The following is a 13,792-nucleotide window of genomic DNA, read 5'->3' as shown; positions in this document are numbered from 1 at the left end:
CGAGCCCCGGCCTCAGTCAAAATGTACAGGCAGGCAGCGTAACGCGGTTCAGGCGACAACTACCTTGACACACACCGGCCGCCGCAAAGAAAAGTAGGCAAAAGAAAGCGGCTAACACCGCCAGCACGTGTTCTTATCCACGGCCCCCCCACGTCCCCACTCTTCGCACCGAAGTGCCCTGGTCGATGCTCGTTGCCAACGCTTTGAATGAGCGACCCACCCGCTTCGAATGCTTTTGCACGGGCCAGCGACAGCGAACGGTATGTGCCGCCCAGGTGGCAAACTGTGTGTAGGTTGTCGTGTCATACATGTTAGCGCTCTTACAGGCTGGGACGCGTCTGCTATCGGTCCGAAGTGAGGCGTGTGGAGCACTTGGGCCTACACACAGTTTGCCGCCTGGGCGGCCGTGGAATATCTGACACGGCGTGCTGTAATGCGGGCGCGTGAAGCGGGTGAGGCGCGCATTCGAAGCGTTGGCAACGAACGTGGGTCACGTGATTGCCGCGTGAAGCATAAGACCCTTTTGGGGCCCTCAAGCAAACACAAGGACTGGCGGTGTTAGCCGCTTTCTTTTGCCTACTTTTCTTTGCGGCGGCAAAGAAAAGTAGGTGCCGCCCCGCACAGGGGCAACGCGTGAAGTACGAAGGCAAATCGCGGATGCCAACGCAAGAGCAAATCACGGATGCCAGCGAAACCAAGTGCGAATCGCTACTACCCCAACGCCCCGCAGAGACAAAACCCGCACAACAACGCCTCACGCAGTGTCAAACCCCTACCCCAAACAAAAAGCGTCGAACACACACGAAGTACAATACGGTTTCCGCCCGCGGCGCGCGCCAATCCAATACCCGCAGCGCCCGGCAACAACAAGCAGCTACCAGCCACACCAAACCCATTCACCTGACGCCGTCCGCCGTCGCGCGGACCGCGCCCCCAACCCAAGCGTAAGCAAATGGCCCAATACGTCTTCACCATGAACCGGGTCGGCAAGATCGTGCCGCCCAAGCGTCAAATCCTGAAAGACATCTCGCTGTCATTCTTCCCCGGCGCCAAGATCGGCCTGCTCGGCCTGAACGGCTCGGGCAAGTCCACGCTGATCAGGATCATGGCCGGCGTCGACAAGGACATCGAAGGCGAAGCCACGCCGATGCCGAACCTGAACATCGGCTATCTGCCGCAGGAGCCGCAGCTCGATCCGCAACAGACCGTGCGCGAAGCCGTCGAAGACGGTCTCGGCGACGTGTTCCAGGCGCACAAGAAGCTCGATGAGATCTACGCCGCCTACGCCGAGCCGGACGCCGACTTCGATGCTCTCGCCGCCGAGCAGGCGAAGTACGAAGCCATCCTCGCGACATCGGACGGCGGCAGCCCCGAGCAGCAGCTCGAAGTCGCCGCCGACGCGCTGCGCCTGCCGCCGTGGGACGCGAAGATCGAGAACCTGTCGGGCGGCGAAAAGCGCCGCGTCGCGCTGTGCAAGCTGCTGCTCCAAAAGCCCGACATGCTGCTGCTCGATGAACCGACCAACCACCTCGACGCCGAATCCGTCGAATGGCTCGAACAGTTCCTCACGCGTTTCCCCGGCACCGTCGTCGCCGTCACCCACGATCGCTACTTCCTCGACAACGCCGCCGAGTGGATTCTCGAACTCGACCGCGGCCACGGCATTCCGTGGAAGGGCAACTACAGCAGCTGGCTCGACCAGAAGGAAGACCGCCTGAAGCAAGAAGAGGCGACCGAATCGGCGCGCCAGAAGGCGATCAAGAAAGAACTGGAATGGGTGCGCCAGAATCCGAAGGGCCGTCAGGCGAAGTCGAAGGCGCGTATCGCCCGCTTCGAGGAACTGAACAGCCAGGAATATCAGAAGCGCAATGAAACGCAGGAAATCTTCATTCCCGTCGGCGACCGCCTCGGCAATGAAGTGATCGAATTCAAGAACGTCAGCAAATCGTATGGCGACCGCCTGCTCATCGACGACCTGAGCCTGAAGATTCCGGCAGGCGCGATCGTCGGCATCATCGGCCCGAACGGCGCCGGTAAGTCGACCCTGTTCCGCATGCTGACGGGCAAGGAGCAGCCGGATTCGGGCGAAATCGTGCAAGGTCCGACCGTCAAGCTCGCCTACGTCGATCAGAGCCGCGACGCGCTCGACGGCTCGAAGACGGTGTTCGAAGCGATCTCCGGCGGCGCGGACGTGCTGACGGTCGGCAAGTACGAAACGCCGTCGCGCGCGTATATCGGCCGCTTCAACTTCAAGGGCGGCGACCAGCAGAAGATCGTCGGCAATCTGTCGGGCGGCGAGCGCGGCCGTCTGCATCTGGCCAAGACGCTGATCGCAGGCGGCAACGTGCTGCTGCTGGATGAACCGTCGAACGATCTCGACGTCGAAACGCTGCGCGCGCTCGAAGACGCACTGCTCGAATTCGCCGGCTCGGTCATGGTGATCTCGCACGATCGCTGGTTCCTCGACCGTATCGCGACGCACATCCTCGCGTTCGAAGGCGATTCGCAAGTCACGTTCTTCGACGGCAACTACCAGGAATACGAAGCGGACAAGCGCGCGCGTCTCGGCGAAGAAGCGGCGCGTCCGAAGCGTCTGCGCTACAAGCCGATCACCCGTTAAGCCTCCGCTATTCCGCTGTATCGCCGTCCGCAGCCGGGCCGTTTTGCACGGTCCGATGCGGACGGCATAAGAGTTGCTCCAGTCACTCGCAAGTCGCATTCGATCCAGGCAGTTTCAGACGCGGGCACCCGCTGCCTGCGCCGCTCGCCGAAGCGCGGCAAGATCCACCCTATCTAACCCGAACCACGGCCAGCGCACGGACGAGGAGGTGGCATGGCGATGTCGATGGGCAAGCGCGTGACGTTGGCCGTCGCAGGCGCGATCGTGCTGCTCGTCGTGATTGCGCTCGGCGGGTTGTATTTCGTGCAACACGAAGTGAAAGAGCGCGTCGCCGAAGCGCTTGCGCCGCTCGGCACGGCTGAGCGCATCGACGTCGGTTTTTCGGCGATCACGCTGCGCCACGTCCGGCTGACGGCACCCAGCGACTGGCCGACACCCGACGCCTTCACCGCCGACGAAATCACGATGACGCCCGACATTCGCGATCTGCTCGCGCAACGCGTGCATCTGCAAAGCGTCGTGGTGCGCGGCTTCAGTCTCGTAGTCGTGCGCACCGCGACCGGCAAGCTGGAAATCTTGCCGAAGCTGCGTCAATCGGTGAGCCGTCCCGGCCAGCCGGCAAGCGAAGCGAGCAGCGCGGCGCCGAACCGGCCGCCGCTACCCGCCGAGAAACTCATCGACCACATCGCGTTCGCGGACGGCCAGTTCGTCTTCTACGACGAGATGATCCGCAAGCCGCCTTACAAGGTGACAGTCAGTGACGCGAATGCGAGCGTCGACCACATCCATCTGCCCGACCTCACCGAACCGACCAGTCTGTCCGTCAAAGGCTTGATCAAAGGTCCGACGCACACGGGTACGGTGACGTTCGACGGCTGGACGAAGATCGCCAGCAAGGACTCGCAGACGACCACGACGCTGCGCGGCGTCGATGTCGTGACACTCGATCCGTATCTGTTGAAAAAGGCCGGCGCGAAAACACAGGTGACGGGCGGCACGCTCGACCTCAACCTGCAGGCGACGGTGACGAGCTATCACATTCACGCACCGGGCACGGTCACGCTGCATCATCTGCAACTCGCCGCGACGGACGACCCGCTCGACACGTTCATGCAGATCCCGGCGCGCGCCGCCGTCGCCGCGCTCAAACAACACGGCGACGACATCACGCTGCACTTCGTCATAGACGGCAATCTGCGCGACCCGAAGTTCAAGCTCAATGAAAGCGTGATGACCGAGCTGCGTGCGAACTTCGCGAAGGCGCTCGGGGTCAGCGCCGAGGGCGTCGCGAAGGGCGCGGGTGAAACGGTGAAAGGGCTTGGGAACGCGCTGAAGAATTTGCTGGGACAGTGAGGCCCGCTTCAGCGCGGTCTTATACGGGAAGACCCAGTTCCCGGAGTTTCGCTTCGGTTTGCGCGGCGTTCGTGTGGTGTACGCCGTGCCAGCCCAGTTCGGTCGCGGCGGCTGCGTTCTTCAGGTTGTCGTCGATGAAAACCAGTTCGTGCGCCTCGATGTCCGGCAGATGCGCGCGGATACGGCTTAGCATCTCCGCGAAAATCGCCGGGTCGGGCTTGACCATCTTCACGCGCCCCGACACGACGATGTCCTTGAACCGCCGCAGCACGGGGTAGTGCTCCCACGCATACGGGAAGGTCTCGTCCGACCAGTTCGTCAGGCCGAAGAGCGGCACATTCGCGGCTTCGAGTTTCTCTACCGTCGCGACGCCGTCATCGAGCACGCCCGCCACCATTTGATGCCAACGCTCGTAAAACGCGCGAATCAGCGCTTCGTGCTCGGGAAACTTCGCGATCAGTTCGGCCGTGCCTTCCGCGATCGGCTGGCCGCCGTCCTGACGAATGACCCAGTCCATCGTGCAGACATTCGACAGGAACCATGCGCGTTCGGCATCGTCGGGAATCAGCTCGCGATATAGATACTGCGGGCTCCAGTCGATCAGCACGCCACCGAAATCGAATACGACTGCCTTGATGGTCATGCGAACTCCGTTTGCAGAATGTCAGCGAGAGGAAGCACCTTGACGCGCTTGCCCGTCATCGACGAGTTCGTCCAGACGAAGTTCTGGTGCTCGACGATCTTGTCGGCGGCGAGGTGCGGCTTGTCTTGCGTGGTGTGCAGATCGGCGACGATTGTGGTGCGCAGGCCGAGCAATTCGGCGCGGCGCGCGGTTGCGTTGACGCAGAACTCGGACGCGTAACCACAGATCACCACGCTATCGATGTCTTGTTGACGGAGCTGATCGGCCAGCAGCGTCTCATGGAACGAATCGCCGACCGTCTTGTAGATCGACGCGTCCGCTTGTCCGCGCACGAGCGTGGCAGGTAATTGCCAGGCGTCGCTGCCGCGCGCGAGCGGTCCGTTTGCGTCGCTCTCGTGCTGCACGAAGAAGACGGGCGCATTCGCCTTGCGCGCCGAGGCCGTGAGCCGGTTGATGCCGTCGATTACTGCTTCGCCGCGATACGCGGGCGAAGGTCCGCTGAAGAACATCTGCTGTACGTCGATGACGATGACGGCAACACCGGGCATGCGAGCCTCGCTATTCGTTGGTGATGGATTGAGCGAAACGGCGACATTAAACGGCCGAGTCACCGTTTAGAAGCGACTCGTCAGCATAGCTGCGAATGGGATTCTGTGTGAAAACCCGCTGCACGATCGACTCGAATTGCTTTCGATCGATCGCGCAGCGGAACGCGGCGCAGCGCGTCAGACCGGCTGCGTGCGCGTCTCGAGCCACGCCTTCGCGTCGCCCGACACGTGCGGCGACACGCGGGTGCGCACCATCTCGTGATACGCGTTGAGCCACGCGCGCTCGTCGTCGTTCAACAGGTTCAACGCGACGCAGCGGGTGTCGATCGGACACAGCGTCAGCGTTTCGAATTCGAGGAAATCGCCGAACTCGGTCTTCCCTGCCGCGCGGTTCAACACCAGATTCTCGATGCGGATGCCCCACTTGCCCGGACGGTAGATGCCCGGCTCGATCGACGTGATCATCCCCTCTTCCATCGCCGTCCACGCCTCGGCGGGCGCGTAGTGCGAAATCACCTGCGGGCCTTCGTGGACGTTCAGGAAGTAGCCGACGCCGTGGCCCGTGCCGTGCCCGTAGTCCGCGCCGGCTTCCCAAATCGGCGCGCGCGCGATCGAGTCGAGCATCGGCGAACGGATGCCGCGCGGAAACTTCGCCCGCGACAATGCCATCATGCCCTTCAGCACGGTCGTGAAGTCGCGGCGATGTTCATCGTTGATGGTACCGATGGGCACGACGCGCGTGATGTCAGTCGTACCGCTCAGATACTGGCCGCCCGAATCGATCAGCAGCAGGCCGTTGCCTTCGATCGTCGAATGCGACCCGGGCGTCGCGCGGTAGTGCGGCATCGCGCCGTTCGCATTGAAGCCGGCGATGGTAGCGAAGCTCAGCGTCACGAAACCCGGCCGACGCGCGCGCGCCGCCGTGAGCTTTTCGTCGATGGTCAGTTCGGTGATCTTTTCGCGGCCCAACGCGCCTTCGAACCACGCGAAAAATTCGGCGAGTGCCGCGCCGTCCTGCTCCATCGTCGCGCGCACGTGTTCGGCTTCGGCTTCCGTCTTCCGCGACTTGAAGAACGTGGACGGATTCACAGCCTCGACGATCGCCACCGAAGCAGGCACCGATTGCAACAGGCCATACGTAATGCGGCGCGGGTCGATTAGCAGCGTCTGGCCGTTCGGCAGCGCGGCGAGCGCGTCGGCCGCTTTCGCGTACGCCTCGACGCGAATGCCGTCGCGCGCGAGCGATTCGGCCAGTTCAGCCGGCACCTTGCCGTCGACCACGAACAGCGACGCGCGCTCCAGCCCGATCAACGCATGCGCGACGAACACCGGGTTGTAGTTCACGTCCGCGCCGCGCAGATTCAGCAGCCAGGCGAGATCGTCGAGCGTGGAGACGAAGTGCCACTGCGCGCCCTTCTCCTGCATCGCTCGGCGAATCTGGTCCAGCTTTTCCGCGCGCGACACGCTCGCGTGCGGCGCGACGTGCTCGTAGACGGCGCCCGTCGGCAGCGACGGACGCTGCGGCCAGACGGTGTCGAGCAGATCGAGGTCCATGCGCAACTCGACGCCGCGAGCCGTCAACGCGTCGGTCAGCGCGCGCGCTGCCGCCACGCCGAGCACCGCGCCGTCGACGCCGACCGACGCGCCCGCCGGTACGTTCTGCGCAAGCCAGTCGATGTGCGGCGCGCTTTGCTGCCCACCGAACATCTTCATCAGCTGGATGCCCGTGCCTGCCAGTTGCGCCTCGGCCTGCACCCAATAGCGGCTGTCGACCCACAGCCCGGCGAAATCCGCCGTCACGACCAGCGTGCCGACCGAGCCGGTGAAGCCCGACAGCCATTCGCGGCCTTGCCAGCGGCCGGGCAGATATTCGGAAAGATGCGGATCCGCCGATGGCACGAGCCAGGCGGCGAGCCCTGCCTGCTTCATGGCGCTGCGCAGTTGCGCAATGCGCTCGGGGATCGAGGCGGTTTCGGGGAGTCGTACGTTCATCGGTTTCACCTGCAAGAATTCATCGACGGGAGAACAAGCCGACCGTCACGGCAACGGCAACCAGGGCGATAGCGATGCAGACGGGCCACTCGAGCGTGTCGCCGTCGTGGAAGAGCTGAGTGACGTTGCCGGCCATATGCGCAATGACGGCACCCGCCACGCCGATCAGCATCGCCATCCACAGCGCGACGTGGCTCGCGCGCCGCAGCGGATGCAGCCACCAGCTGGCCGCGCCAACGACGGCGCCAAGAATGATCAGTCCAGGCCAGCCCATTAGCGTCCACCGCCCATCAAATTAAGACTGTTCTGATAGGCGGCTGTTTTATCGATGGCTAGCATTTTTTCTCTTTCACTAGAAGGTCCGCGCGGCTTTCTGCGTAGCGGTTGAGTTTAGGGGCCGGGGTTAGGTTAAGCAAGCTGAAAGCCTCCCGTGCCAGATCGCTGCGCCCACCCCACCGTCCATGCGAATTGCCCTTATTGAGCCTGACCTCCGGCATGCGGAAATCGTCGGCCGGCTACTGCTTGCCGGGGGGCATGCCTGTCATCACTTCCCCTCCAGCGCGCCTTTTCTGACGGGCGCCGCAAGCGAGTTCTTCGATCTCCTCGTCACTGACGCGTATTGCGGCGACGCCGCCGCGGAAGACGTGATCATGCGGGTGCGCCAGGTTCTGCCGGGCCTGCCCGTCATTGCCATGATGACGACGCCGCGCGAAAGCGAGCTGGTCGCAATGTTGCAGTCGGGCGCCGACGACTGTCTGTCGAAGCCCGTGCGCGGTCCCGAAATGCTGGCCCGCATCGAAGCGCTGATGCGTCGCGCCGGGATCCGTCGCCCGCGCAACCGCGTGCGCGAAATGTTCGGCGAGTATGCGTTCGACGCCGGCCGCTCGATCGTCAGCTTTCGGGGACAGAGCGTCACCCTGACGCCGAAAGAACTCCAGTTCGCACTGCTGCTGTTTACCAATATGTCGCGGCCGGTATCGCGCGCCCACATCCTGGAAACCGTCTGGTCGCGCCGCCGCGACGTAAAGTCGCGCACGCTCGACACGCACGCGTCGCGCATCCGCACCAAGCTCGAACTGCGGCCGGAATTCGGCTACACCCTTACGCCGCTGTACGGTTACGGCTATCGTCTGGACCAGATTCCAGTCGAAAACACGGATAGCGCGGATAAACCCGCGCCGACTGAAAGAATCGCGGAAACGCTATAATATTGGGCCTAACCATAGCCCCAATACGTCGCGCCAAAAACGCCATAGTGTCCCCGTGCAACTGCTAACGATCGGAATCAACCATCACACCGCGCCCGTCGCCTTGCGCGAACGCGTGGCGTTTCCGGTCGAGCAGATCAAGCCGGCACTCTCGACGTTCAAGGACATCTTCCTCGCCCGCACGGCCCGCACGGCGCCGGAAGCGGCCATTCTGTCCACCTGCAACCGCACCGAGCTCTACTGCGCCACCGACGACCAGGCCGCCCGCGAGGCCGCCATCCACTGGCTGTCGAAGTACCACAACATCACCATCGACGAACTCGCGCCGCACGTATACGCGCTGCCGCAGTCGGAAGCCGTGCGCCACGCGTTTCGCGTCGCGTCGGGGCTGGATTCGATGGTGCTGGGCGAGACGCAGATCGTCGGCCAGATGAAGGATGCGGTGCGCACGGCGTCGGAAGCGGGCGCGCTCGGCACGTATCTGAACCAGTTGTTCCAGCGCACCTTCGCCGTCGCGAAAGAGGTGCGCACCACGACTGAAATCGGGGCGCAATCAGTTTCGATGGCCGCCGCCGCGGTGCGCCTCGCACAGCGCATTTTCGACAAGGTGTCGAATCAGCGTGTGCTGTTCATCGGCGCGGGCGAGATGATCGAACTTTGCGCAACGCACTTTGCCGCGCAACAGCCGCGCGAGTTGGTCGTCGCGAACCGCACGGCCGAACGCGGCCAGCGTCTTGCCGACCGCTTCAATGGCCGGTCGATTCCGCTGTCGGAATTGCCCACGCGCATGCACGAGTTCGACATCATCGTGTCGTGCACGGCATCGACGCTGCCCATCATCGGTCTTGGCGCCGTCGAGCGCGCGGTGAAGGCACGCCGTCACCGCCCCATTTTCATGGTCGATCTCGCCGTGCCGCGCGACATCGAGCCGGAAGTCGGCAAGCTCGAAGACGTGTTCCTGTACACGGTCGACGATCTCGGTGCGATCGTCCGCGAAGGCAATGCGTCGCGCCAGGCCGCCGTCGCGCAGGCCGAGACGATCATCGAAACGCGCGTGCAGAACTTCATGCAGTGGCTCGACGCACGCAGCATCGTGCCCGTCATCCGTCACATGCATACGCAGGCCGACGCGCTGCGCCGCGCCGAAGTCGAAAAGGCGCAAAAGTTGCTCGCGCGCGGCGACGATCCGGCTGCCGTGCTCGAAGCGCTGTCTCAGGCGCTCACCAACAAGCTGATCCACGGTCCGACGCACGCGCTCAACCGCGCCAGCACCGAGGACCGCGACTCGCTCATCGAACTGATGAGCGGCTTCTACAAGCACGCTCACTCTTCTTCCGAGCGTTAGCGGCGCTACACGCCGCGGCATCGCGCGGGTTGCCGACCAGGCCCGCGTGGTGCTTCATCCCATTGTCCGGGGCTTTCGTCCCGGGTTATCTTCCCGATTTCCCGAATCAGCCGTTCTTTCCGGAGCCCGCTCCGACCGCCCCAATGAAAACGAGCATGCAAGCCAAGCTCGACCAGCTCACCACCCGGCTGGCCGAACTGAACGACCTGTTGAGCCGTGAAGACATCACGACGAACATCGACCAGTACCGCAAGCTGACGCGCGAACACGCGGAACTGCAGCCCGTCGTCGAGCATTACGCTCTCTGGCGTCAGTCGATGAACGACGCGGCCACCGCACAGGAACTGCTGTCGGATGCATCGATGAAGGACTTCGCTGAAGAGGAAATCCGCTCGGCGCGCGATCAGATGGAAAAGCTCGAAGGCGAGTTGCAGAAGATGCTGCTGCCGAAAGACCCGAACGACGAGCGCAACATCTTCCTCGAAATCCGAGCGGGCACGGGCGGCGATGAATCGGCGCTGTTCGCGGGCGACCTGCTGCGCATGTATCTGCGCTACGCGGAACGCAACCGCTGGCAGGTCGAGATGATGTCGGCGAGCGAATCGGATCTGGGTGGCTACAAGGAAGTGATCGTGCGGATTGCGGGCGATGCCGCGTATTCGAAGCTCAAGTTCGAGTCGGGCGGCCACCGCGTGCAGCGCGTGCCGGCGACCGAAACGCAGGGCCGCATCCACACGTCGGCGTGCACGGTCGCGGTGATGCCGGAAGCGGATGAAATCGGCGAAGTCGAGATCAATCCCGCCGATCTGCGCATCGACACGTTCCGCGCGTCCGGCGCGGGCGGCCAGCACATCAACAAGACCGACTCCGCCGTGCGCGTCACTCACTTGCCGACGGGCATCGTGGTCGAATGTCAGGACGACCGTTCGCAGCACAAGAACAAGGACCGCGCGCTGAAAGTGCTCGCCGCGCGCATCAAGGACAAGCAGTACCACGAGCAGCACGCGAAGGAAGCCGCGACGCGCAAGAGCCTGATCGGCTCGGGCGACCGCTCGGAGCGCATTCGCACGTACAACTTCCCGCAAGGCCGGCTCACCGATCACCGGATCAACCTGACGCTGTATCGCCTAGAGGCGCTGATGGAAGGCGATCTCGACGAGTTGATCGCGGCGCTCGTGTCCGAGCATCAGGCGGAACTGCTCGCGTCGCTCGGCGACACGGACTGAGCGGCGCGCATGAATACCGTCGATACCGTCGCCACGTTGCTTCACGCGTCGCCATTGCCCGCGCTGGAAGCGCGCATTTTGCTCGGGCACGCGCTGGGCTGGCGTCGTACGGAACTGATCACGTGCGCCGATGACGCGCTCGATACCGCCAAGGTGGCGGCCTTTCGCGATCTGGAAGCACGGCGCGTGGCGGGCGAGCCGATCGCACAACTGATCGGCTCGCGCGAATTCTTCGGGCTCGACTTCCACGTCACGCGTGACGTGCTGATTCCACGCCCCGAAACCGAACTGCTCGTCGAAACGGCCGTACAGGCGCTCGAAGGCCGCGCCGCACGCTCGCGCGTGCTCGATCTCGGTACGGGCACGGGGGCCATTGCTGTTTCGATCGCGTGGTCACGGCCGGACGCGCGCGTTTGGGCCGTCGACCGCTCGGCCGAAGCGCTAGCCGTTGCCGGGCGCAACGCCGTCAAGCTCCTCGAACCGAAACGTCCCGGCGGCGACCTGCAGTTCGCGCAAGGCGACTGGTACGCCGCGCTCGACGATTCACTCACTTTCGACGTAATCGTCAGCAACCCGCCGTATATCGCGAGTGGCGACCCGCATCTGTCGCAAGGCGATCTGCGTTTCGAGCCGCGCGGCGCACTCACCGATGAAGCCGACGGCCTCTCGGCGATCCGCGCGATCGTCGCCGGCGCGCCGTCGCGGCTCGTACCGAACGGCGTGCTGTGGATGGAACACGGCTACGATCAGGCCGAAGCCGTTCGCGCGATCCTTACGGCGCAAGGTTTTGCCGACGTGCGTTCGGAATGCGATCTGGCGGATATCGAACGCATCAGCGGCGGTCGGTGGCCGGGCTGATACGCGGCGGCGCGGCGCACTGCGACAGCGCCTAGTCGCGCAAATCCAGCCGCCGGTCGCTATCAGAGAAATCCGCTATCATTTCACTCTATCTCTTATACACACCGGAACCGCAAGGTCAGTCATGGAAACGCAACAACGCATCAAGCAAATCGTCGACGAAAACCCCGTCGTGCTCTTCATGAAAGGCAACGCGCAATTCCCGATGTGCGGCTTCTCGGGTCGCGCGGTGCAGATTCTGAAGGCATGCGGCGTCGATCAGTTCAAAACGGTCAACGTCCTCGAAGACGACGCCGTGCGCCAGGGCATCAAGGAATTCTCGAACTGGCCGACCATCCCGCAGTTGTACGTCAACGGTGAATTCGTCGGCGGCTCGGACATCATGATGGAGATGTATCAGTCGGGCGAACTGCAGCAACTCTTCGCTGCAGCCTAAGCCACGAGAGACGGCGCCGCACGTCATGGAAACACGCGCCGCGGCGCCTCGCCGTCTCATCGTCGCCATCACGGGAGCGACGGGCGCCATCTACGGCGTCCGGCTGCTCCAGACGCTGCGCAAACTGGGCGGCGTCGAAAGCCATCTGCTGATTTCCAGCGCCGGCTGGCTCAATATCCAGCACGAACTCCAATTGTCGCGTGAAGACGTGCATCCGCTCGCGGATGTCGTTCATTCCGTGCGCGACGTCGGCGCGAGCATCGCGTCCGGCTCGTTCTCGACCGACGGCATGATCATCGCGCCGTGCTCGATGAAAACGCTCGCGAGTGTCGCGCACGGCCTTTCCGACAACCTGATCACGCGCGCCGCCGATGTCACGCTGAAGGAACGTCGACGGCTCGTGCTGATGGTGCGCGAAACGCCGTTCAACCTCGCGCATCTGCGCAACATGACGGCCGTTACCGAAATGGGCGGCGTGATTTTTCCGCCGCTGCCCGCCTTCTACAATCGGCCGGAGACGATCGATCAGATGGTCGACGATACCGTCGCCCGCGTGCTCGACCTGTTCGCGCTGGGTCCAGCGCTGGCGCCCGCATGGCAAGGGTTGAATAGTCCGTCGCAGTGAAGCGCGCCGCTGGCGCCGCTCGATTCACAACTGCCGGGAGACAATCAAATCCCCGTTTCGCCGTTTATCAAATGGCAGTGCGGCCTTATATTCGCTTCAACGAAACTTATCCGGCCTTCATCCGGCCCGCACTGCCATGACCCGCTTGCCTTCCCTGTTCCTGTCGCACGGTGCGCCGACGCTGCCGATCGACCCGTCGATGCCACGCGCGGAATTCGCATCCCTGTCTGCTGAAGTGCCGCGCCCGAAAGCGATCCTGATGCTGTCCGCCCATTGGATGACGCAGCAACCCGCGGCAAGCACATCGGATGCGCCCGAGACGATTCACGACTTCTACGGCTTCCCGCGTCAGTTGTACGAGATTCAGTACCCGGCGCCGGGCGCGCCCGATATCGCACGCCGCGCCGCCGCGCTACTCGGCGAACAGGGCATTCCGACCGCGACGCAACCGCACGGTCTCGACCACGGCGCATGGGTGCCGATGCTGCTGATGTTCCCGCAAGCCGACGTCCCCATCGCGCAGCTGTCGATCCAGCCGAGGCTCGATCCCGCGCATCACTTCCGCGTCGGGCGCGCGCTGCGCCCGCTGCAGGACGAAGGCGTGATGATCGTCGGTTCGGGGCAGATCACGCACAATCTGCGCGAAGCGGATTTCTCGGCGGGGCCGGAAGACGCCGATCCGCGTGTGACCGAATTCACCGACTGGTTCGAGGCGCGCCTCGCCGACCGCGATATCGATGCGTTGCTCGATTACCGGCGTCAGGCACCGCACGCCGCGTTCATGCATCCAACCGACGAACACCTGCTGCCCGTGTTCGCCGCACTGGGCGCCGCGCCGGATGACTACAAGCTCGGCATCCAGTCGCTCGGGACGTTCCAGCGCTCGCTGGCGATGACGAACTACGTGTTCGGCAACGCGTAAGCGTTCTCCGCCGCGC

At 63.7% G+C, this 13,792-nt stretch carries 13 protein-coding genes; 9 read left to right on the top strand and 4 right to left on the bottom strand.

Features of this window, described 5'->3' with window-relative positions:
* Positions 1 to 952 precede the first annotated feature (952 nt).
* Positions 953 to 2,620: an energy-dependent translational throttle protein EttA gene (gene ettA, locus SB822_RS29835; protein WP_007580688.1), complete on the top strand. Its 1,668-nt coding sequence runs from the start codon at positions 953 to 955 to the stop codon at positions 2,618 to 2,620.
* A 213-nt stretch (positions 2,621 to 2,833) separates the two neighbouring features.
* Complete coding sequence (locus tag SB822_RS29830; RefSeq protein ID WP_410856243.1) at positions 2,834 to 3,973, top strand: DUF748 domain-containing protein; 1,140 nt, start codon at positions 2,834 to 2,836, stop codon at positions 3,971 to 3,973.
* Between the two features lie 19 nt (positions 3,974 to 3,992).
* Here the strand turns inward: SB822_RS29830 and SB822_RS29825 are convergent, their stop codons facing one another.
* The 4 genes from SB822_RS29825 to SB822_RS29810 form a co-directional block, all read right to left on the bottom strand.
* A complete protein-coding gene (locus tag SB822_RS29825; protein ID WP_410856242.1) occupies positions 3,993 to 4,616 on the bottom strand; it encodes an HAD family hydrolase in 624 nt (207 codons plus the stop codon).
* A complete protein-coding gene (locus SB822_RS29820; protein WP_410856241.1) occupies positions 4,613 to 5,164 on the bottom strand; it encodes a cysteine hydrolase family protein in 552 nt (183 codons plus the stop codon). Before SB822_RS29820 ends, SB822_RS29825 begins: the two co-directional genes overlap by 4 nt.
* Positions 5,165 to 5,341: 177 nt before the next feature.
* Positions 5,342 to 7,156, bottom strand: a complete 1,815-nt coding sequence (locus tag SB822_RS29815; RefSeq protein ID WP_410856240.1) for an aminopeptidase P family protein — start codon at positions 7,154 to 7,156, stop codon at positions 5,342 to 5,344.
* Positions 7,157 to 7,175: 19 nt separating this feature from the next.
* Entirely contained in the window at positions 7,176 to 7,430 is a 255-nt protein-coding gene (locus SB822_RS29810; RefSeq protein WP_410856239.1) for a hypothetical protein, read from the bottom strand.
* Positions 7,431 to 7,617: 187 nt separating this feature from the next.
* Between SB822_RS29810 and SB822_RS29805 the strand changes: the two genes are divergently transcribed.
* The 7 genes from SB822_RS29805 to SB822_RS29775 all read left to right on the top strand — a co-directional run bounded on the left by SB822_RS29805 (position 7,618) and on the right by SB822_RS29775 (position 13,776).
* Positions 7,618 to 8,364, top strand: a complete 747-nt coding sequence (locus tag SB822_RS29805) for a response regulator transcription factor (RefSeq protein ID WP_410856238.1) — start codon at positions 7,618 to 7,620, stop codon at positions 8,362 to 8,364.
* Between the two features lie 55 nt (positions 8,365 to 8,419).
* Positions 8,420 to 9,709, top strand: coding sequence for a glutamyl-tRNA reductase (gene hemA, locus SB822_RS29800; protein WP_086909658.1), 1,290 nt, complete (start codon positions 8,420 to 8,422; stop codon positions 9,707 to 9,709).
* 143 nt (positions 9,710 to 9,852) lie between these two features.
* Positions 9,853 to 10,935: a peptide chain release factor 1 gene (prfA, locus tag SB822_RS29795; protein WP_114221396.1), complete on the top strand. Its 1,083-nt coding sequence runs from the start codon at positions 9,853 to 9,855 to the stop codon at positions 10,933 to 10,935.
* A 9-nt stretch (positions 10,936 to 10,944) separates the two neighbouring features.
* The gene (prmC, locus tag SB822_RS29790) at positions 10,945 to 11,793 is read left to right on the top strand and encodes a peptide chain release factor N(5)-glutamine methyltransferase (RefSeq protein ID WP_410856237.1); all 849 of its coding nucleotides are present in this window, start codon (positions 10,945 to 10,947) and stop codon (positions 11,791 to 11,793) included.
* Between the two features lie 124 nt (positions 11,794 to 11,917).
* Entirely contained in the window at positions 11,918 to 12,229 is a 312-nt protein-coding gene (grxD, locus tag SB822_RS29785) for a Grx4 family monothiol glutaredoxin (RefSeq protein WP_007580708.1), read from the top strand.
* A gap of 25 nt (positions 12,230 to 12,254) precedes the next feature.
* Positions 12,255 to 12,854, top strand: coding sequence for a UbiX family flavin prenyltransferase (locus tag SB822_RS29780; RefSeq protein WP_007580710.1), 600 nt, complete (start codon positions 12,255 to 12,257; stop codon positions 12,852 to 12,854).
* Between the two features lie 136 nt (positions 12,855 to 12,990).
* Positions 12,991 to 13,776, top strand: a complete 786-nt coding sequence (locus SB822_RS29775; RefSeq protein ID WP_086915336.1) for a DODA-type extradiol aromatic ring-opening family dioxygenase — start codon at positions 12,991 to 12,993, stop codon at positions 13,774 to 13,776.
* Positions 13,777 to 13,792 lie beyond the last annotated feature (16 nt).

Source organism: Paraburkholderia sp. SIMBA_054 (genome assembly GCF_046534875.1).
GTDB lineage: Bacteria > Pseudomonadota > Gammaproteobacteria > Burkholderiales > Burkholderiaceae > Paraburkholderia > Paraburkholderia hospita.
This window is presented reverse-complemented; position numbering and strand designations above follow the sequence as displayed.

Bases quoted from the DNA above. Each gene is read 5' to 3' on its own strand.
- SB822_RS29815 (WP_410856240.1), bottom strand. From the start codon at position 7,156: ATGAACGTACGACTCCCCGAAACCGCCTCGATCCCCGAGCGCATTGCG.
- SB822_RS29820 (WP_410856241.1), bottom strand. From the start codon at position 5,164: ATGCCCGGTGTTGCCGTCATCGTCATCGACGTACAGCAGATGTTCTTC.
- ettA (WP_007580688.1), top strand. From the start codon at position 953: ATGGCCCAATACGTCTTCACCATGAACCGGGTCGGCAAGATCGTGCCG.
- SB822_RS29825 (WP_410856242.1), bottom strand. From the start codon at position 4,616: ATGACCATCAAGGCAGTCGTATTCGATTTCGGTGGCGTGCTGATCGAC.
- SB822_RS29780 (WP_007580710.1), top strand. From the start codon at position 12,255: ATGGAAACACGCGCCGCGGCGCCTCGCCGTCTCATCGTCGCCATCACG.
- SB822_RS29775 (WP_086915336.1), top strand. From the start codon at position 12,991: ATGACCCGCTTGCCTTCCCTGTTCCTGTCGCACGGTGCGCCGACGCTG.
- SB822_RS29805 (WP_410856238.1), top strand. From the start codon at position 7,618: ATGCGAATTGCCCTTATTGAGCCTGACCTCCGGCATGCGGAAATCGTC.
- SB822_RS29810 (WP_410856239.1), bottom strand. From the start codon at position 7,430: ATGGGCTGGCCTGGACTGATCATTCTTGGCGCCGTCGTTGGCGCGGCC.
- grxD (WP_007580708.1), top strand. From the start codon at position 11,918: ATGGAAACGCAACAACGCATCAAGCAAATCGTCGACGAAAACCCCGTC.
- prfA (WP_114221396.1), top strand. From the start codon at position 9,853: ATGAAAACGAGCATGCAAGCCAAGCTCGACCAGCTCACCACCCGGCTG.
- prmC (WP_410856237.1), top strand. From the start codon at position 10,945: ATGAATACCGTCGATACCGTCGCCACGTTGCTTCACGCGTCGCCATTG.
- SB822_RS29830 (WP_410856243.1), top strand. From the start codon at position 2,834: ATGGCGATGTCGATGGGCAAGCGCGTGACGTTGGCCGTCGCAGGCGCG.